We start from the raw sequence: 19,286 nt of genomic DNA, 5'->3' as shown, positions 1-19,286 counted from the left end.
CACATGAGACTCAAAAAAGGTCTGATGATTTCTGCCATCGCCGTTGCCGGTATTCTCGGCCTCAGCGCGTGCGCAGCAGACACTTCTACCCCCACTCCAGACATCGAAGTTCCAGAATTCGACGCAGGAACCACGATGGCTGACTTGGCGGATGCCGGCAAGATCACCATTGGTACCAAGTTCGACCAGCCGCTGTTCGGCCTCAAGGGACCGTCGGGCGACCCTGTCGGCTTTGACGTCGAGATCGGCAAGATCATTGCTGCGTCGCTGGGGATTAGCGAAGACAACATCGAGTGGAAAGAGACCGTTTCCGCTAACCGTGAGACGTTCATCGAGAACGGCACTGTAGATATTGTGATCGCTACGTACACGATCAACGACACTCGCAAGGAAGTCATTTCCTTCGCTGGTCCTTATTACAACGCGGGCCAGGACATCCTCGTTCTTGAGGGCAACCCTGAGGGCATCACCGGCCCCGAGGACCTCGAAGGCAAGGGCGTCTGCAGCGTCGCCGGCTCGACCTCAGAGAAGAACATCGCTGAGTACAACGTCGACCTCATCACGACCGACGCTTACTCCGCCTGCCTTGAGCCGCTTCGTAGCGGCAAGGTTGTCGCTGTCACCACTGACAACGTGATCTTGGCTGGACTTGCCGATCAGAACGCTGGCGAGTTCGAAGTTCTGAGCAACCCCTTCACCGAAGAGCCCTACGGTATCGGTCTTGAGCGCGATGACGACGCATTCCGCGACTACATCAACGACGTTCTTGAGAACTCGTACTCCGACGGCTCGTGGGACGCGGCTTGGGAAGCAACTGCAGGCAAGGTCCTGAAGCTCCCGACCCCTCCCGCTGTAGACCGCTACAGCAACTAGTGTGCTCGGTGCCCGTCCGCGGCTAACGCGGGCGGGCACCTGCTACGCCCTATTCACTTAATTTTCAGGAGGCCCGGATGGACGTCATCACTAACGCGATCGACGCCCTAGTCGACATAACGCCGCTCTACATGGAGGGCTTTCTTCTGACGTTGGCTCTTTTGGGAATCGCTGGCGTCGGGGCGTTTATTCTTGGGGTGTTTATCGCTGCGATGCGTATTTCCCCGGTTCCTTCCTTGCGAATTTTCGCCACGGTTTATACCGAGATACTCCGCAACATCCCGCTGCTTCTTGTCTTGTTTTTCTGTGCCTTCGTGTTGCCCATTCTCGGGGTCGAACTCGACTACTTCCTGTTGGCTGCTCTGGGCTTGACGCTGTACACCTCGCCATTCGTAGCAGAAGCGGTCCGTTCAGGGTTTAACGGTGTTCCCGTTGGTCAAGCCGAAGCCGCCCGCAGTATCGGCATGGGATTCACACAAACTGTCGGCCTCGTGATCCTGCCGCAGGCAAGCCGTATGGTTGTGCCCCCGCTTATCAACGTCTTCATCGCGTTGACGAAGAACACTTCGGTTGCAGGAGCCTTTTTTGTCAACGAGCTTTTCAAAGCGACGGGCGCCGCGTCGCGTGACCACGGTGACCTCGTACTGCTCACTCTCGTTTACGCCGCGGCTCTCTATTTGGCAATCACTATTCCGCTTGGGCTGATAGCCGGAGCGATCGAGAAGAAGGTTATGGTGCTGCGATGAGCGCGAGCGTACTTTACGACGCCCCCGGTCCTAAGACCCGGCGCAACTCGGCTATCGCCTCCGTTGTCGGTGCCGTTCTAATCATCGGCTTGATCATTTGGGTCTATTTCATTTTGGCAGCACCGCGCGTCAGCGCCAACGGCGCCGAGCAACCAGGGCTCTTCGACCCATCGAGGACCGACATCCTCTCTGACCCCGAAGTCTGGGGCGCCTTTGGTCGCGCTGTAGTCAACACTTTGCGCATGGCGGGAGCTGCAGCAGTACTCGCGATCGTCATCGGAATATTGTTCTCGTTTGGTCGTACTGCGGCGTCCAAATGGGTTCGTATCCCGACGTCGATCGCCCTCGAAATCTTCCGCGGAATGCCCCTGCTGCTGCTGATCTTCTTTGTCTTCCTGATGTTCTCAACCGGTGGCTATTGGGCCGGTGTTCTTGGTCTTGCGATCTACAACGGCGCGATTATTGGTGAAGCGCTGCGGGCCGGTATTAGTTCACTGCCCAAAGGGCAACGTGAGGGTGGGCTCTCGATCGGTCTCACGTCGCTTCAGACTCGCTTCATCATCGAGTTCCCTCAAGCATTCCGTCAGATGCTGCCGATCATCTTGGCTCAACTCGTCGTTCTCTTGAAAGACACCTCGCTGGCGTACGTCGTTGCTTACCCCGAGTTGTCGCGCACGATCAAGGAGCTTCAGAACTTCTACGGCAGCCGCTACGTATTCACTCTTTTCGCCGTTGGTCTCGTTATCTACCTCGTCATGAACGTAAGCCTGTCGTACATCGCGCGTTATATTGCGAAAAAGAGTGGGCCCAAGGACGGTGCGACCACTCCGGATGGGCCAAAGAACCCAGGAGCCGAAGGCACGCGGGCGATAACACTCGCTCCGCGCGGTCACGCTAGTTATGGCGTCGATAACAGCGGAGCTGCTGGTGGCAGCGGTGGAATGGGCGGAAACTAGCTACTCCGGAGGGCCGCCCGCGACAGCGGTGTCGGCTAAACTCGGTTCTTGTGTCTGAACCCACCCCGATCACAGAACCAGCGGTAACCGCAGCGGTCGAAGCAGCACTTGCTGCCATCGAATCCGCCGCGACAATGGCCGACCTCAAAACGGTGCGCGGCGCCCATCTTGCCGACGGCTCGCCACTGGCGGCGCTCAACGCTCAGATGAAGAACGTGGCGCCCGCCGACCGAGCTGCCACGGGCAAGCTCATCGGAGCCGCGCGCGGTCGCGTCAACGGTGCCTTTAGTGCTCGTGAGGCCGAGCTGGCCGTCGCTGAAGAGCAAGCCAAGCTTGCGGCCGAAGCCGTAGATGTCACGGCCATCGCCACCCGCTATGTGAAAGGTGCCCGGCATCCGCTGAGCCTGCTCATGGAGCACATGAGCGACATCTTCGTTGGCATGGGCTGGGAGGTCGCCGAAGGCCCCGAGCTTGAGAATGAGTGGTTCAACTTCGACGCACTTAACTTTGATGAAGATCACCCCGCGCGGGCGATGCAAGACACTTTCTTCATTGACCCTGTTGACTCGCATCTGCTGTTGCGTACGCACACGAGCCCGGTCCAGATCCGTTCGCTACTCGAACGTCCACTCCCGGTCTACGTTGTCGCACCCGGCCGGGTTTTCCGCACCGACGAGCTCGATGCGACTCACACGCCTGTTTTCCACCAGTTGGAGGGCATTGCGATCGACAAGGGCCTCACGATGGCTCACCTCCGCGGCACGCTCGAGCACCTCGCTCGCGCCATGTTCGGCGACGGTGCCCAGATTCGACTGCGCCCCAACTACTTCCCGTTTACCGAGCCCAGCGCCGAAATGGACGTGTGGCAGCCCAACGCAAAGGGTGGCGCACGCTGGGTTGAATGGGGTGGCTGCGGCATGGTCAACCCCAACGTTCTGCGCGCTGCTGGCATCGACCCCGACGAGTACCAAGGCTTCGCCTTTGGTATGGGAATTGAGCGCACGCTCCAGTTCCGCAACGAAATGAACGACATGCGTGACATGGTCGAGGGCGATATTCGCTTCTCCCAGCAGTTCGGAATGGTGGTCTGATGAAAGTTCCCTTGAGTTGGTTGCGGGAATTCGTCGAGATCCCCGCAGACATTACCCACGAGCAAGTTCATGCTGCCCTCGTCAAGGTCGGCTTTGAAGAAGAAGACGTTCACGACTTCGATATCTCGGGCCCGGTCGTCGTCGGCCAGGTTCTCGAGTTCGTGGGCGAGCCGCAGTCCAATGGCAAGACCATTAACTGGTGCCAAGTGGATGTCGGTGAAGACGAACCGCGCGGCATTGTCTGTGGAGCGCACAACTTCGTTGTCGGAGACAAGGTCGTTGTCACGCTTCCTGGTTCGGTGCTTCCTGGCCCATTCCCCATCGCTGCGCGCAAAACCTACGGCCACGTTTCCGACGGGATGATCGCGTCTACTCGTGAACTTGGGCTCGGTGACGAACACGACGGCATCCTCGTGCTGTCCACGCTGGGTCTCGACCCCGAGGTGGGAACGAGCGCGATCGAGCTGCTCGGTCTCGATGACTTCGCTGTCGAAATCAACGTCACTCCCGACCGCGGCTACGCGATGTCATTGCGCGGTGTCGCCCGCGAATACGCGCTCTCGACGGGTGCGACGTTCACTGATCCCGCTGATGCCCCCACCATCACCGAGGCGAGCGGTTTCCCCGTTGTCATCTCTGATGAGGCGCCGATTCGCGGCCGCATTGGGGTGCGTGCTTTCGTCACGCGAGTCGTCCGCAACGTGGATGTCACCAAGCCAACGCCGTCGTGGATGATCACGAGGCTGGCGCTGGCCGGCATCCGCTCGATCTCGCTCACGGTAGACATCACGAACTACGTCATGCTTGAGCTCGGGCAGCCGATCCACGCGTACGACCTCGACCGCGTATCGGGCGGGCTGACGGTTCGTCGTGCACGGGCAGGGGAGACCCTCACGACGCTCGACGACAAGACCCGCACGCTCGACCCGGAAGACCTGCTGATCACCGATGAGTCAGGCCCGATCGGTCTTGCCGGCGTCATGGGCGGTGCGAGCACTGAGATTACGGATGCCTCCACCAACGTCCTGATTGAGGCCGCAAACTTCGAGCCCATTTCGATCGCACGCTCCGCGCGACGTCACAAGCTCGGCAGCGAAGCGTCGCGTCGTTTTGAGCGTGGTGTTGACCCGCTGGTTGCTCCTGCTGCCGCTGCTCGCGTTGTTGAACTGTTGGTCGAGCTCGGTGGAGGAAGCGTTGACGAGCTCGGCAGCGATCTGCTGGCCGATCACGCTGCGGATGCCGTTGACCTTCCGGAGGGCTACCCTCAGGGGCTCATCGGCGTGAATTACTCTGCCGACGAGATTACCGATTCGCTGCAGGCGATCGGAGCCACCGTCGAATCGACCGATACCGGCTGGAGTGTCACGCCGCCGAGCTGGCGCCCCGACTTGGGCGACAAGACCACTCTTGTCGAAGAAGTTGCGCGTATCGTCGGGTACGACCGTATTCCGGCGGTTCTTCCGGTTGCACCTCCGGGTCGCGGGCTCACGCGGGCGCAGCGGCTGCGACGTACGGTCTCGAATAGCCTTGCAGCATCCGGTCTCACCGAGGTGTTGGCCTACCCGTTCATTTCGCAGCATTCGAATGACTGCTTTGGTTCGCCCGAAACTGGGGGAGCGACCACTATTAAGCTCGCGAACGCTCTCGACCCGGATGCCGCCACGATGCGTCGTTCGTTGATTCCGGGTCTCGCGGCTATCGCCCACCGCAACGTGTCTCGCGGCCTGACCGATCTTGCCCTGTTTGAGGTCGGAACCGTCTTCTTGCCCGAAGCGGGACGCAGCTATGGAAGCACGTCGTTGCCGCTCGGCTACGAGTTGCCTGCGGACTCCGCTCTCGCCGACCTCCGCTCAAGCATCCCCGAGCAGCCGTGGCACGTTGCCGCGCTCTTCCTCGGTGATGCCGTTACGCGTCAGCCTGGCCAACAGTCGGTTTCTCGGGGATTAACGGATGCGCTCGCCACAGTTCAGCACCTCGCGGCGACGCTGTCGGTTGAGATCGAGGTTGTCACCGGTCGCCATCACTCGATGCATCCGGGGCGAACTGCCGAACTCCGTGTGGGGCAGCAGACCGTGGGGTATGCCGGCGAGTTGTTGCCTGCTCTCGCTCTCGAGCTCGACTTGCCGCGAGTAGTCGCGGTGCTTGAACTCGACCTCAGCGTGCTCATCGAAAGCGCTGCAGAGGACGTTGCTGCCACGCCGATCATCTCGTACCCTGCTGCAACTCAGGACCTGTCGTTGGTTGTGCCTTCAGAAGTTCAGGCTGGTGAGCTCTTGGCCATTATTCGTGAGGGCGCAGGAGCACTGCTCGAACAGGTACGCCTGGTCGATGACTACCGCGGCACGGGTATCCCCGAGACGCACAAATCATTGACGTTCGCTCTGCGCTTCCGCGCTGTTGACCGCACGTTGACGCAGGCCGAAGCTACCGACGCGAAGAACGCTGCAGTCGCTCGTGCTAGCGAGCGCGTAGGCGCCGAACTGCGCGAGTAGCGGTCCGAATACGCCGAAAGCCGGTTGTCACCGTGAGAGTGGCAACCGGCTTTGTCGGCTCGTCGATTAGCCTGCCGCGCTGTCAGGGGACTATTCTAGAAATGTGACCGACCTCCGCGCCTCCTGCCAGCGACTTTCGCTGCGCTTTGTTGCGCCGTCTTCGCCGGTACTGCGCGGGGCTGACGAGCGACGATAGGCGGAGTTTTGCCATGACCCACGAGGTCGTGTGAAACGCCGCCGCAAGTGTTCTCGTTTCCGAACCCCACTGAAGGTAATTCCATGTCAATTTCGGTCGCTGTGGCCGGTGCCAGCGGTTATGCCGGTGGCGAGCTTCTTCGCCTGTTGTCCACCCACCCTGAGTTCGACGTCACAACGGTGACCGCGTTTAGTAACGCTGGCCAACGTTTGATCGATGTCCAGCCCCATTTGCGGTCCCTGGCTCACCTCGAACTCCAACCGACTGAGCCGTCCGTGCTCGCCGGGCACGATGTCGTTTTCTTCGCTTTGCCGCACGGCAAGTCGGGGGAGTTGACGGCTGAACTCAGCCCAGACACCCTCGTAGTCGACTGTGGTGCTGATCACCGCTTGACGAGCCCCGACGACTGGGCGGCGTTCTATGGTGGCGAGTACTTCGGCGCGTGGGACTACGGGATGCCCGAGCTTCTGCATTCCGCTGGGGGCACGCAACGGCAAGTCCTCGCCGGTTCGAAGCGCATCGCGGTGCCGGGGTGCAACGTCACGGCGATCACGCTGGCGCTTGCGCCGGGCATCCGCTCGTCTCTCATCGAGTCTGAAGACATCGTTGCGGTGCTCGCTGTGGGGCCATCCGGTGCGGGCAAGAGCCTGAAGGTGAACTTGTTGGCGAGCGAAATGATGGGTTCAGCGTCGGCGTATGCCGTGGGCGGCACCCATCGCCATACCCCTGAGATCGCTCAAAACTTGAAGGTCGCTGGCGCACCGAGCGTCACTGTTTCTTTCACCCCGATGCTGGTCCCGATGTCGCGGGGAATTCTCGCGACGACGACAGCGAAGCTCGCTGACGGTGTCACGGCCGCACAGGTACGGGAAGCGTGGGAGAGCGCCTATGCCGACGAGCCTTTCGTGCACGTTCTTCCCGAGGGGCAGTTCCCGCGCACTGCTGACACACTCGGCGCTAATACGGCCCTTATCGGTCTCGCGATTGACGAGTCCGCTCGCCGTCTCGTTGTTGTGAGCGCGATCGACAATCTCGTCAAGGGCACCGCAGGCGCCGCCATTCAATCGACAAATATTGCGTTGGGGCTTGAAGAAACCCTCGGCCTCGCGCTGGACGGAGTAGCACCATGAGTGTCACAACAGCCGCAGGATTCGAAGCCGCCGGTGTCGAAGCCGGCCTCAAAGCGAGTGGCGGCCTCGATGTCGCCCTCATCGTCAACCGTGGACCGCGTTTCGATGCCGCCGCGGTGTTCACGAGCAACCGCGCTCAAGCTCATCCGATCATCTGGTCGAAGCAAGTCATCGATGACGGTGTTGTCACGGCCATTGCCCTCAACTCCGGCGGAGCTAACTGTTTTACAGGCCCGCAAGGTTTTCAGGTGACGCATGCCACTGCTGAGCACGTCGCCGAGTCGCTCGGCGCGTCAGCTGGCGATATCCTCGTATGCTCGACAGGGCTTATTGGTGAGCAGCTTCCGCAAGACAAGGTTCTCGCGGGAATGTCCGCGGCAGTCGAGGCACTGAGCGTTGAGGGTGGCACGAACGCCTCCCTCGCCATCATGACCACCGACAGCAAGCCCAAGACAGCGGTTGCCTCTGGCAGCGGCTACACGGTCGGCGGCATGGCCAAGGGTGCGGGGATGCTCGCACCGGGTCTTGCCACCATGCTCGTCGTGATCACCACTGACGCCGCTGTCGCCTCGTCCGACCTTGACCGTGCGCTGCGGGAAGCGACCCGTGTCACTTTCGACCGCCTCGACTCTGACGGTTGCATGTCGACAAACGATCAAGTAACTCTCCTGGCTTCGGGCGCCTCAGGTGTGACTCCTGATGCGGCAGAGTTCGCCGCGCTCGTCACGAGCGTCTGTAAGGATCTTGCCGAACAACTGCAGGGTGACGCTGAGGGCGCGAGCCACGACATCCGCATCGAAGTTGTCGGTGCCGCTAAGGAAGACGATGCCGTAGTTGTTGGCCGTTCGGTGGCGCGTAATAATCTCTTCAAAGCGGCCATCTTCGGCAACGATCCCAACTGGGGTCGCGTACTGGCGGCGATCGGAACCACGGATGCCGCTTTCGACCCTTACGCGGTCGATGTTTCGATGAACGGTGTGCGGGTGTGCCACGCGGGCGCCCCGGATCGTTCGCGCGACGAGGTTGATCTCACGGGACGCGCGGTTCACGTGCTGATCGATCTTGCGACCGGCGACGCGGAAGCCACGATTCTGACCAATGACCTCACGCACGATTACGTGCATGAGAACAGCGCGTACTCAAGCTGATGGCCGAGTTCACGCACGGTCCTGAGCACGAGCAGGCTATGACGAAGGCGGGAGTGCTGATTGAGGCGCTTCCGTGGTTGAAGCGCTTCCGCAACCGCATCATTGTGGTGAAGTTTGGCGGCAACGCCATGATCAATGACGAACTGAAGCGCGCTTTTGTGCAGGACATGGTTTATCTGCGTCTTGCCGGTGTGCGCCCAGTCATTGTGCACGGTGGTGGCCCCCAGATCACTAAAGAACTCAAGATTCGCGGTATTGAGTCAGAGTTCCGTGCTGGTTACCGCGTGACGACGGAAGAGTCGATTGATGTTGTGCGCGATGTCCTGACCGATCAGGTGGGTGCAGAACTTGTTGATCTCATCAACGAGCACGGTGACCTCGCCAACGGTATCGCCGGCCACGAGCACTCTCTATTTACGGGTGAGCGCATGATCAAGGAGATCGCCGGAGCGCGCATCGACTTAGGGCTTGTCGGTAATGTCACCGAGGTCGACCCTCAGCGAGTACTGGATGTATTGGCCGACGACCACATTCCGGTTGTCTCCACTCTTGCCCAAGACGGTGGCGAAGTTGAGGATGACGGTTCTGGTCTGCTCAACGTCAACGCCGATTCGGCGGCGGCAGCGCTCGCGATCGCGCTCGACGCGGCCAAGCTCGTGATTCTCACCGATGTCGCTGGACTATACAGCGACTGGCCGAACACCGATTCACTCGTGTCGATTATCAATACCGATGAGTTGCGTGATCTGCTCCCGAGCCTCGAATCGGGCATGATCCCGAAGATGACCGCGTGTCTCGAAGCGGTCGATGCCGGTGTGCCGAAGGCCGCCATCATCGATGGTCGAGCCCCGCATTCGATTCTTCTCGAAGTCTTCACGAAAGACGGAATTGGCACCGAGGTGGTACCCGCATGAGCTGGAAAGACGATTACGAACACCGCATCATGAACACCTTTGGCACACCAAAGGTTGAGCTCGTTCGCGGCGAGGGATGCACGGTCTTTGACTCTGAGGGCAAGCGCTACCTCGATTTCCTGGGGGGAATTGCCGTCAATTCTCTCGGCCATAATCACCCAGCCGTTGTGGGCGCGCTGACGAGCCAAGCCAACCTGCTGCACGTCTCGAACTTCTTCGCGACCGAGCCGCAACTCGCTCTCGCCGAGCGCTTGCTGCGTATCTCCGGTGCGGGCGGAGAGGGTCGTGTCTTCTTCGCAAACTCGGGTACCGAAGCGAATGAAGCAGCAATCAAGCTGGCCCGCCGCACGGGTCGCCCGCGCATCCTGTCTTTGCAGGATTCCTTTCATGGTCGTTCGATCGGGGCGCTCTCCATAACCGGCAAAGCTGCACTGCGTGAACCCTTCGAGCCCTTGATGCCCAATGTCGAGCACATTGACTCCACTATTGAGGCGCTTACCGCAGCGATCGGGCCGGATGTCGCAGCACTCTTCGTTGAGCCCATCAAGGGCGAGGCGGGGGTGCGCGAGCTGCCTGCTGGTTACCTCGAAGCGGCGAGAGAACTCACGACTCAGCACGGCGTGCTGCTCATCGTCGACGAAATCCAGACAGGAGCCGGACGCACGGGTCGCTGGTTTGGGTTCCAGGAAAGCGGCATTGTTCCTGATGCTATTACGCTCGCGAAGGGAATCGGCGGGGGAGTGCCGATCGGTGCCCTTGTCACGTTCGGGGCGGCATCCACGCTCTTGCAACCGGGGCAGCATGGCACGACCTTTGGCGGAAATCCTTTGGTCTGTGCCGTTGGCAACGCGGTGCTTGAGCACATCGAGACAGATGGACTTGTCGACAATGCTGCGAAGCGCGGCGCCGAGTTGCGCACTGCACTGACGGCGATGGGTTCGCCCTTGGTCGCGGAGTTGCGCGGTCGTGGCTTGCTCGTTGGCGTCGGTTTGTCGCAGCCGGTTGCTCAGCGCATCGTTGCGGTGGCTCTCGACCACGGTTTGATCGTCAACGCACCGAATGAGTCGACGATTCGACTCGCTCCACCCCTGATCATCGGCGACGCCGAGATCACCGAGTTCATCGACACGTTCAGCGCCGTGCTGAACGCAGTACTCAACGAAACACCTACGGAGGCATCATGACCAGGCACTTTCTTCGCGATGATGACCTCAGTCCAGCCGAGCAACTCGAAATTCTTGATTTGGCCGAGAAGGTCAAGGCCGATCGTTGGGGGCGTAAACCGCTCGAAGGACCCCAGACGGTTGCGGTGATTTTCGACAAGTCATCGACGCGCACTCGGGTGTCGTTTGCGGTCGGCATCGCTGATCTTGGTGGTTCGCCTCTCATCATCTCTACTGCCAACAGTCAATTGGGTGGCAAGGAGACGGCGTCGGATACGGCACGGGTGCTTGAGCGCCAGGTGGCTGCCATTGTGTGGCGCACTTATGGCCAGCAGGGTCTCATTGAGATGGCGCACGGAACTCAGGTTCCCGTCATCAACGCTCTCAGTGATGAGTTCCACCCCTGCCAGCTGTTGGCCGATCTGCTGACGATTCGCGAGCATAAGGGTGAGCTCAAGGGCTTGACCGTTGCGTTCCTCGGTGATGGTGCTGACAACATGGTCCACTCCTACCTTCTGGCGGGAGCCACCGCGGGTATGCACGTGCGAATCGCCTGCCCCGCTGGATACCTGCCCCTCGCGGATGTCGTAGCCGACGCCGAGACGATTTCGGCGTCCACTGGTGGGTCGATTGCGATTCTCACCGACCCTGCTGAGGCTGTGACCGGTGCCGATGTTGTTGTTACTGACACATGGGTGTCGATGGGCAAAGAAGACGAGAAGGCTGCTCGCGTTGCCGCGTTCGGTGCTTACAAGGTGGATGCCGCGATGATGGCGCTCGCTAAGCCAGACGCCATCTTCCTTCACTGCCTCCCCGCCGACCGAGGCTACGAGGTTGAAGCAGACGTCATCGACGGTCCACAGAGTGTTATTTGGGATGAGGCAGAGAACCGCCTGCACGCCCAGAAGGCGCTAATGATTTGGCTGCTTGACCAAGCTGCCTAGTTGTTGGCGGCATGAAGCCGCCGTTGTAGTTCCCTAAACTGATTAACGACGTCAAGGAGAAAAACACATGTCAGAACGCGTAGTTCTCGCCTACTCGGGCGGACTCGACACTTCGGTAGGTATCGGCTGGCTCAAGGACGCCACGGGCAAAGAGGTCGTCGCTCTCGCGATTGACGTCGGCCAGGGCGGCGAAAACATGGATGACATCCGCCAGCGTGCACTCGATTGTGGTGCTGTTGAGTCGATCGTCGTCGATGCTAAAGATGAATTCGCCGATGACTTCTTGATGCCGGCTCTCAAGGCAAACGCTCTGTACCAGAAGCGTTACCCACTGGTTTCAGCTCTGAGCCGTCCGGTTATCTCGCGCCACCTTGCTCTCACCGCTAAAGCGCTCGGCGCCGACAGTGTTGCTCACGGTTGCACGGGTAAGGGAAACGACCAGGTTCGTTTCGAAGCTGCCGTAGCTGCGCTCGCCCCCGACCTCACGAGCATTGCTCCGGTGCGGGACCTCGCGCTGACCCGCGACAAGGCGATCATCTATGCGGAAGAGCACAACCTTCCGATCCGCCAGTCGGCAGCAAGTCCTTACTCGATCGACAAGAACGTGTGGGGTCGCGCTGTCGAGACCGGATTCCTTGAGGACCCGTGGAACGCTCCCATTGAGGACCTGTACGAGTACACGTCCAACCCCGAAGCTGGGCTTCCCGCCGATGAAGTTACAATCACGTTCGAAGCCGGTATCCCGGTAGCTATCGACGGAGTGGCCATGTCGGCGCTCGCTGTCGTTGAGCACATGAACGAGCTCGCCGGAAAGCACGGCATTGGCCGCATCGACGTGGTCGAAGACCGTCTCATTGGCATCAAGAGCCGTGAAGTGTACGAAGCTCCCGGCGCGATGGCACTTATCGCTGCCCACGAAGAACTCGAGTCGCTTACCCTTGAGCGCGACCTCGGTCGCTACAAGCGCGGTGTTGAAGCCGAGTGGTCCAACTTGGTCTACGACGGACTCTGGTACTCGGGGCTCAAGCGCTCACTTGATGCCTTCGTCGATGACACTCAGCGTTACGTCAGCGGAGAAATCCGGATGACGCTGCAGGGCGGTCGCGCAGTTCCGACTGGCCGCAAGTCAGAGCAGAGTCTTTATGACTTCAGCCTCGCTACCTACGACACTGGTGACACATTCGACCAGTCGCTCGCTAAGGGCTTCATCGAACTCTGGTCACTGCCGAGCAAGATCTCGGCTCGTCGCGACGCAAAGCAGGGCTAATAATGGCGCAATCTGCCGAAACTGGTGAGGGACAACTCTGGGGAGCCCGCTTCGCAAGTGGCCCTTCACCTGAGCTTGCCCGGTTGAGCAAATCAACTCACTTCGACTGGCAGCTTGCGCAGTACGACCTCGCCGGTTCGCGAGCGCACGCTATTGCGCTCGCGACCGCGGGGTATCTCGACGATGCTGAGCTCGAAACGATGACGGATGCCCTCGCCTCGTTGAGCGCTGCGGTTGCCGATGGCAGCTTCACCTCCCTCGAGTCCGAAGAAGACGTTCACGCCGCTCTTGAGCGCGGGCTCATTGAACGCGCAGGTGCTGAGGTCGGGGGCAAGCTTCGAGCTGGCCGCAGCCGTAATGACCAAATCGCGACTCTCGTGCGACTTTATCTTCTTGATCATGCTGGTGCCATTTCGAAGATGGTCGTTGACCTCATCGATGCGCTTGTGGCTCAGGCGGAGAAACACGACACGGCGATCATGCCTGGTCGCACGCACCTCCAACATGCGCAGCCAGTGCTGCTCGCGCATCACTTGCTTGCGCATGCGTGGCCTCTCGTGCGCACGCTTGAGCGTTTCCGTGACTGGACGGCTCGGGCATCCACGTCGCCTTACGGTTCGGGTGCTCTCGCCGGCAGCACGCTTGGCCTCGACCCCGCGCTGGTGGCTCGTGAATTGGGTCTCGCGCGCCCCACCGAGAACTCGATTGATGCAACAGCGAGCCGGGATGTCGTGGCTGAGTTCGCGTTCATCACTGCGCAGCTCGGTATCGATATTTCGCGACTCAGCGAAGAGATTATTCTCTGGAATACTCGCGAGTTTGATTTTGTGCAGTTAGATGACGCGTATTCCACGGGGTCATCGATCATGCCGCAAAAGAAGAACCCCGACATTGCTGAGCTAGCTCGCGGCAAGTCGGGTCGCTTGATTGGCAATCTGACGGGACTGTTGGCGACGCTGAAGGCCCTGCCTCTCGCCTATAACCGCGATCTGCAAGAAGACAAAGAGCCGGTTTTCGACTCGGTCGAGACTCTCGAAGTTCTGCTTCCGGCTTTCACTGGCATGGTTGCGACGTTGCGGTTCAACACGGAGCGCATGGCTGAGCTTGCCCCTCAGGGCTTTTCTCTGGCGACGGATGTGGCGGACTGGCTGGTTCGTCAGCACGTTCCGTTCCGCGAAGCTCACGAAATCAGCGGCTCGCTCGTGCGATTCTGCGAAGAGAACTCACTCGAGCTTCATGAACCATCAGACGCCGATTATGCCGCGATTTCGCCGCATCTCACGGGCGAGGTTCGTGCGGTGCTGACGGTGGAGGGCTCGGTATCGAGTCGTGCCGGCGTTGGCGGTACTGCGCCAGTGCGAGTTGCTGAACAGCGCGCGGAGTTGACTGAGCGCGTGCGCGTGCTCGCGGCCGCTCTCGATCCGCAACTTCTTCAGTAGCCGTGCTTGAGCTGCTCAACAGGCCAGCGATTGAGGTCGCTCCGCTCGTGTTGGGCGCTGTCGTGCGTGTTGGTGAAGTCGCCGTGCGCATCACTGAGGTTGAGGCCTACATGGGCGAGGAGGATCCGGGTTCGCATGCCTTTCGTGGGCCGGGAAAGCGCAACGCTGTGATGTATGGCCCGCCCGGTCATCTCTACACATATTTCACTTACGGTATGCACACGTGCGCGAATGTCGTGTGCATGCCCGAGGGGATTGCATCGGCCGTTCTGCTGCGCGCGGGAGAAGTGATCGAGGGGCAGAGTGTCGCGGCGAAACGTCGTGTGACTTCACAGAAGTCAGCCGATCTTGCGATGGGGCCCGCCCGACTCGTGGTGGCGCTCGGAATTCGGTTGGATGACGCTGGCGCCAACCTGCAGACCGGCCGCGTCCGCCTAGAACTGCCCGAGTCGCAGTCTCCGTTCAGCGCGGGGCCGCGCACGGGCGTCGCCGGCGAGGGCGGTACCGCTGAGTATCCGTGGCGTTTCTGGATTCCGGGGGAACCAAGCGTGTCTCCGTATCGTGCGGCAGTGAAACGAAAGCGACGATGATGGCACGGTTTACACCGCTGGAACAGCGCATCGATGAGTGGGCGCATCGGCGTCTCGATCGCATGCGCGGCGCAGAGCAGGGCTCTCGATCAGCGGGTGGCCGTGTACGGTCGCATCGGCTTCGCACGTGGTCGATCGAGTTCACGGTGTTCGTGCTCAAGCAAGCCTGGGCATGCGTGTTTGGGGCAGCGCTGCTGGCAGTTCTTGTGCTCACCCGCCTCTGGTACCCCGAGTCGGTAGCCCTCGCCCGCAACGACTTCTTGGTCCTCGCGGCTCTCGCCATCCAAGTTCTCATGGTCGTATTCAAGCTGGAGACTCTGCGTGAACTGCGGGTGATCATCCTGTTTCACATTGTGGGAACGGTGATGGAGATCTTCAAGACGGATGCCGGTTCGTGGACTTATGAGGGTGACGGTGTGCTGCACATTTTCGGCGTCCCGCTCTATAGCGGTTTCATGTATGCGGCGGTCGGCTCGTACATGGTGCGCGTCTTCCGTCTTTTCGAACTTCGTTTCGATCACTATCCGCGGCGCTGGATCACCGCGATCCTGGCCTCGTTGATCTACATCAACTTCTTCAGCCACCATTTCATCGTCGATGTTCGGTGGTTCCTCTTCGCGGCCATCGCGGTGGTTTGGTGGCGCACCATCATGCACGTCAGGGTTTCGCGGGCGAGGTTCCGGATGCCCGTGCTGGTCGCTTTCGTATTGGTGTCGATCTTCATCTGGATCGCCGAAAATGTGGCGACCTGGTCGAATGCGTGGGTGTATCCGAATCAGTCGGACGGCTGGGAACTCGTATCGATCGCCAAGCTCGGTTCGTGGCTTCTGCTGATGATCGTCTCGGTGGTGTTGGTCACGTGGGTCGAGAAGCCGCGGCCTCCGGAGGTTGCTGGCGAAAGCGCAGCCTCTGGTGCATAGCGAGCGCTGATACCAGCGGTTCTGCGTTCGTTCGGCGTCCTTAGCGCCCGACGAGTAGTGCTGCGGTGCACAGTCCTGCCCACACGAGACTTACGAGGGTGCCGATAATGAATCGTTCGCGGGCGGCCGCGTTTTCGAGTTCGGAGAAGCGCCCCAGTCCTTTGATGGCAACGATGATGGCGATAGCGCCAGGCTGTCCCACCATGAACGAGGCGATGAACGCGAAGCGTTCGAGATAGCCGATTGTGCTTCCACCGCGCAGGATCTCACGTTCGGGCAGGGGCGAGTTGGCGTCAATCACGAGGATCCCGCCGTGTTCTCCGCGGGGTGCCGGATACGAGGCAAGCGAGAGCACGAGGGCGACGAGCGGGCTGCCGGCGATTGTCGCGAGAGCGACGAGTGCTGCGCTGAGCAAGATGACGAGTCCAGAGACGTTGCTGGGCGCTGCGTTTCCTGTTGATCCGAGGATGAGCGCGACCCCCACAGGGAGCAGCGAGACGGTGGCGAGCCAGTATTTTTCTGTGCGGGCGGCAATCATGGATGCGCCGATCGCTCCAATTGTGAGAACGAGTACCGCGATCCACCAGCCGATCATGATGTGCCTTCCTCTGTGCTGAGCGCGTTGACTGTCGTCACTCCACTGTGTGCCCGGTCGAGCAGGTTCGCAAGCGCTCGAGTAGCGGCTTCTTCGGTGCGTAATCCGGCCACGAGCGCTCGTTGGCTGGCGGATTGTGGCGAGATGCCGAGGCGTTCTGCCGCCTCGGCTTGGGTGATTCCGGTGCTGAGGAGGTCGTAGAGTTCCCAGCCGTTGCTGGTTCTGCGGTTGCGCAACAGAATCAACATTTCGAGTAGTGGTTCGATGTCGCGGGCAAGTTCGCTGTCGGGATCTGACGCGACCGCACACTTGGCGGGGCTTTTTTTCGCTCGGTCGATGGCATCGCGTGCGGCGAGAAAGGCGGGGCCGCTCGTGGCACGCACGTTGCTGCCGAGGGGCGTAGGAACCGCTCCGATACCGATACCCACGCTCCACTGCTCAGTGCGGGTCAGTTCGAGGGCGATGTCGAGGGTAGCGTGGGCAGAGTTCAGCAGCATCTGAGCTTCGTCTCCGGCGGTGCGTTCGGCGGGCAGGGCGAGGTCATCTACTCGCTCGGCGTTGATGCGCTGCAGAGTCTGGGCTACGGCATCGGCGCTGCTGCGGCTGTGTCGTTGGTCCGCTGTGATCACAAACATAGCTAAAGGCTACAGCATTGATTTCCTAAAATCAGTCCCACAAACCTGATTTCCAATAATCAGGGCTCTAGCGTTGCGGTCGCCGAAGCGGTTACTGCTCTCAGTACCCCGGCGCGAGGTACTACGGTTAATGACGTGTCAGCGACAGCATCAGAATCTCTCAGTACTCAAAGCAACGACAGCTCATTCGCGAGCCTGTGGCAAGAACTCACGTGGCGAGGGCTCGTGCAGGTCTCCACCGACGCGGATGCTCTCGAGAAGCTCCTCGACGGTGACCCCATCACGTACTACTGCGGATTCGATCCCACAGCTCCCAGCCTGCACTTGGGCAACCTCGTGCAATTGCTCCTGTTGCGTCGCCTTCAGCTGGCTGGCCACAAACCCCTCGGGCTCGTCGGGGGAGCGACCGGTCTCATTGGCGATCCGCGCCCCACAGCGGAGCGCACGCTCAACGACAATGACACCGTTGCCGAGTGGGTCAGCTACTTGCAGGCACAGGTCTCAAAATTCTTGAGCACCGAGGGCGACAATGCGCTGCGCATGGTCAACAACCTCGACTGGACGGCGCCGATGAGCGCGATCGACTTCTTGCGCGATGTCGGCAAGTACTTCCGAGTCGGCACCATGCTCAAGAAGGATGCTGTAAGCGCCCGCCTCAATAGTGACGCGGGCATCAGCTACACGGAGTTCAGCTACCAAGTCATGCAGGGCATGGACTTCCTGGAGCTTTACCGCAACTACGGCTGCGTCTTGCAATCGGGCGGCAGCGACCAGTGGGGCAATCTCACCAGCGGAACTGACCTCATTCACAAAGCTGAGGGCGCGAGCGTTCACGCTATCGGCACCCCGCTCATCACCAACTCGGATGGCACCAAGTTTGGCAAGAGTGAGGGCAACGCTATTTGGCTCGACTCGAACATGACGAGCCCCTACGCGTTCTATCAGTTCTGGCTCAACACGGATGATGCCGATGTTATTGAACGCGTGAAGATCTTCACCTTCTTGTCGCGCGAGCAGATCACCACTCTCGAGACCGCCGTGGCCGAGGCTCCGTTTAGGCGTGAAGCGCAGAAGACTCTCGCGTTCGAGGTCACTTCTCTCGTGCACGGCCGTGCGGCAACCGAGGCGGCCATTGCCGCTTCCGCAGCGCTGTTTGGTCAAGGCGAATTAGCATCGTTGGATGCGGACACTCTTGCCGCGGCGCTGCGTGAGCTTGCGCACGTCGAGACTTCGGCAGATACGACGATCGTGCAGTTGCTCGTCGACACGAAGTTGGTGTCGAGCGCCAGCGAAGCACGACGAGCAATCTCGCAAGGCGGCGTCTACCTCAACAATGTGGCCGTGGCGGATGACCAGGTTGTAGTCGGTGGCGATCTTCTGCCGGGAAATGTGGCGGTTCTCCGTCGCGGCAAGAAGACTCTCGCGGGAATCTTCGTCACGTCGTAGTGTCGTACGCTCCGCATAGCCTGTTCGCATGTCCCGGATTGTCTTCGAAACAGCATCAACCCTCAATGGTTTTATCGCGGATGAAGAGAATTCTCTCGCGTGGTTGTTTGAGGTCGACGCTGATCAAGTTCCTGCGGTAGCGCCCACCGCCACAGTCATGGTGGAGGGATCCACCACCTATGAGTGGGTTCTTGACCACGAGCATCTCCTCGAGCAACCACATAAATGGGCCGAACTCTTCGGTGATAAGCCAACGTTCGTCTTCACTTCTCGCACGCTGCCTGTTCCCACGGGGGCCGATGTGCGTTTTGTGCAGGGCAGTGTCACGGATGCTCTGCCTGCGATACGCGAAGCCGCGGGCGATGGCGACATCTGGATTGTCGGCGGGGGAGAGTTGGCCGCGCAGTTCTTGGATGCTGGCGCTCTCGACCAGATCTCGATCTCATTCGCGCCTGCCGCCCTTGTCGCGGGGGCGCCCTTGTTCCCTCGGTTGCTCGGCTCAGACCGTCTTCGGCTGAAGTCGGCGAACGCTGTTGGTCAGTTTGCGCACGTCGTTTATGACGTCGTGCCGCATGCCTCAACGGAGTGAAGTCGGTCCGTTTTGGCGGGTGGGCAGCGGTGGTCCAATGCGCCGCCTAGCTTGCTCGCGACCCACCTTCTCGTGTCGGATCGTGCGCCGCAATCATGCGACACGCCCGGGATGTTCACCGTGTTGGTGGGTGGGGGATTGTGCACGTAAAG

General features: G+C 60.4%; 18 protein-coding genes. 16 read left to right on the top strand and 2 right to left on the bottom strand.

Annotation, left to right across the window (positions count from 1 at the left end; translation table 11 throughout):
• Nucleotides 1–3 precede the first annotated feature (3 nt).
• The 14 genes from AACZ26_RS11330 to AACZ26_RS11265 all read left to right on the top strand — a co-directional run bounded on the left by AACZ26_RS11330 (nucleotide 4) and on the right by AACZ26_RS11265 (nucleotide 15,869).
• On the top strand, nucleotides 4–873 hold the full coding sequence (locus AACZ26_RS11330) for a glutamate ABC transporter substrate-binding protein (RefSeq protein ID WP_339621655.1): 870 nt from the start codon (nucleotides 4–6) through the stop codon (nucleotides 871–873).
• Nucleotides 874–950: 77 nt separating this feature from the next.
• Nucleotides 951–1,619: an amino acid ABC transporter permease gene (locus tag AACZ26_RS11325; protein ID WP_339621653.1), complete on the top strand. Its 669-nt coding sequence runs from the start codon at nucleotides 951–953 to the stop codon at nucleotides 1,617–1,619.
• The gene (locus AACZ26_RS11320) at nucleotides 1,616–2,575 is read left to right on the top strand and encodes an amino acid ABC transporter permease (RefSeq protein WP_339621651.1); all 960 of its coding nucleotides are present in this window, start codon (nucleotides 1,616–1,618) and stop codon (nucleotides 2,573–2,575) included. The genes AACZ26_RS11325 and AACZ26_RS11320 overlap by 4 nt, the downstream gene beginning before the upstream one ends.
• 50 nt (nucleotides 2,576–2,625) lie before the next feature.
• Nucleotides 2,626–3,666, top strand: a complete 1,041-nt coding sequence (pheS, locus tag AACZ26_RS11315; protein ID WP_339621649.1) for a phenylalanine--tRNA ligase subunit alpha — start codon at nucleotides 2,626–2,628, stop codon at nucleotides 3,664–3,666.
• Nucleotides 3,666–6,158 carry a phenylalanine--tRNA ligase subunit beta gene (gene pheT / locus AACZ26_RS11310; RefSeq protein WP_339621648.1) on the top strand — a complete coding sequence of 831 codons (2,493 nt, stop codon included), beginning with the start codon at nucleotides 3,666–3,668 and terminating at the stop codon, nucleotides 6,156–6,158. Before pheS ends, pheT begins: the two co-directional genes overlap by 1 nt.
• 279 nt (nucleotides 6,159–6,437) lie before the next feature.
• Nucleotides 6,438–7,484 (top strand): N-acetyl-gamma-glutamyl-phosphate reductase, encoded by a 1,047-nt coding sequence (argC, locus tag AACZ26_RS11305; RefSeq protein ID WP_339621647.1) that lies wholly within the window; start codon nucleotides 6,438–6,440, stop codon nucleotides 7,482–7,484.
• On the top strand, nucleotides 7,481–8,632 hold the full coding sequence (argJ, locus tag AACZ26_RS11300) for a bifunctional glutamate N-acetyltransferase/amino-acid acetyltransferase ArgJ (protein ID WP_339621646.1): 1,152 nt from the start codon (nucleotides 7,481–7,483) through the stop codon (nucleotides 8,630–8,632). The genes argC and argJ overlap by 4 nt, the downstream gene beginning before the upstream one ends.
• The gene (argB, locus tag AACZ26_RS11295) at nucleotides 8,632–9,546 is read left to right on the top strand and encodes an acetylglutamate kinase (protein WP_339621645.1); all 915 of its coding nucleotides are present in this window, start codon (nucleotides 8,632–8,634) and stop codon (nucleotides 9,544–9,546) included. Before argJ ends, argB begins: the two co-directional genes overlap by 1 nt.
• Nucleotides 9,543–10,730 (top strand): acetylornithine transaminase, encoded by a 1,188-nt coding sequence (locus tag AACZ26_RS11290; RefSeq protein WP_339621644.1) that lies wholly within the window; start codon nucleotides 9,543–9,545, stop codon nucleotides 10,728–10,730. Before argB ends, AACZ26_RS11290 begins: the two co-directional genes overlap by 4 nt.
• Nucleotides 10,727–11,653 (top strand): ornithine carbamoyltransferase, encoded by a 927-nt coding sequence (gene argF, locus AACZ26_RS11285; RefSeq protein ID WP_339621643.1) that lies wholly within the window; start codon nucleotides 10,727–10,729, stop codon nucleotides 11,651–11,653. The genes AACZ26_RS11290 and argF overlap by 4 nt, the downstream gene beginning before the upstream one ends.
• Nucleotides 11,654–11,720: 67 nt before the next feature.
• Nucleotides 11,721–12,920: an argininosuccinate synthase gene (locus AACZ26_RS11280; RefSeq protein ID WP_339621642.1), complete on the top strand. Its 1,200-nt coding sequence runs from the start codon at nucleotides 11,721–11,723 to the stop codon at nucleotides 12,918–12,920.
• A gap of 2 nt (nucleotides 12,921–12,922) precedes the next feature.
• Entirely contained in the window at nucleotides 12,923–14,359 is a 1,437-nt protein-coding gene (gene argH, locus AACZ26_RS11275; RefSeq protein WP_339621641.1) for an argininosuccinate lyase, read from the top strand.
• Between the two features lie 2 nt (nucleotides 14,360–14,361).
• The gene (locus AACZ26_RS11270) at nucleotides 14,362–14,949 is read left to right on the top strand and encodes a DNA-3-methyladenine glycosylase (protein ID WP_339621640.1); all 588 of its coding nucleotides are present in this window, start codon (nucleotides 14,362–14,364) and stop codon (nucleotides 14,947–14,949) included.
• Nucleotides 14,949–15,869, top strand: coding sequence for a DUF817 domain-containing protein (locus tag AACZ26_RS11265; RefSeq protein ID WP_339621639.1), 921 nt, complete (start codon nucleotides 14,949–14,951; stop codon nucleotides 15,867–15,869). The genes AACZ26_RS11270 and AACZ26_RS11265 overlap by 1 nt, the downstream gene beginning before the upstream one ends.
• Before the next feature lie 40 nt (nucleotides 15,870–15,909).
• Here the strand turns inward: AACZ26_RS11265 and AACZ26_RS11260 are convergent, their stop codons facing one another.
• Nucleotides 15,910–16,464, bottom strand: coding sequence for a hypothetical protein (locus AACZ26_RS11260; protein ID WP_339621638.1), 555 nt, complete (start codon nucleotides 16,462–16,464; stop codon nucleotides 15,910–15,912).
• Nucleotides 16,461–17,099 (bottom strand): SatD family protein, encoded by a 639-nt coding sequence (locus AACZ26_RS11255; protein WP_339621637.1) that lies wholly within the window; start codon nucleotides 17,097–17,099, stop codon nucleotides 16,461–16,463. Before AACZ26_RS11255 ends, AACZ26_RS11260 begins: the two co-directional genes overlap by 4 nt.
• A 135-nt stretch (nucleotides 17,100–17,234) precedes the next feature.
• On the opposite strand from AACZ26_RS11255, the gene tyrS reads away from it, so the two are divergent.
• Both tyrS and AACZ26_RS11245 read left to right on the top strand, forming a co-directional pair.
• Nucleotides 17,235–18,545 (top strand): tyrosine--tRNA ligase, encoded by a 1,311-nt coding sequence (gene tyrS, locus AACZ26_RS11250; protein WP_339621636.1) that lies wholly within the window; start codon nucleotides 17,235–17,237, stop codon nucleotides 18,543–18,545.
• 28 nt (nucleotides 18,546–18,573) lie between these two features.
• Complete coding sequence (locus AACZ26_RS11245; protein ID WP_339621635.1) at nucleotides 18,574–19,134, top strand: dihydrofolate reductase family protein; 561 nt, start codon at nucleotides 18,574–18,576, stop codon at nucleotides 19,132–19,134.
• Nucleotides 19,135–19,286 lie beyond the last annotated feature (152 nt).

The sequence above is a fragment of the uncultured Salinibacterium sp. genome (assembly GCF_963974405.1).
In the GTDB taxonomy this organism is placed as follows: domain Bacteria; phylum Actinomycetota; class Actinomycetes; order Actinomycetales; family Microbacteriaceae; genus Rhodoglobus.
This window is presented reverse-complemented; position numbering and strand designations above follow the sequence as displayed.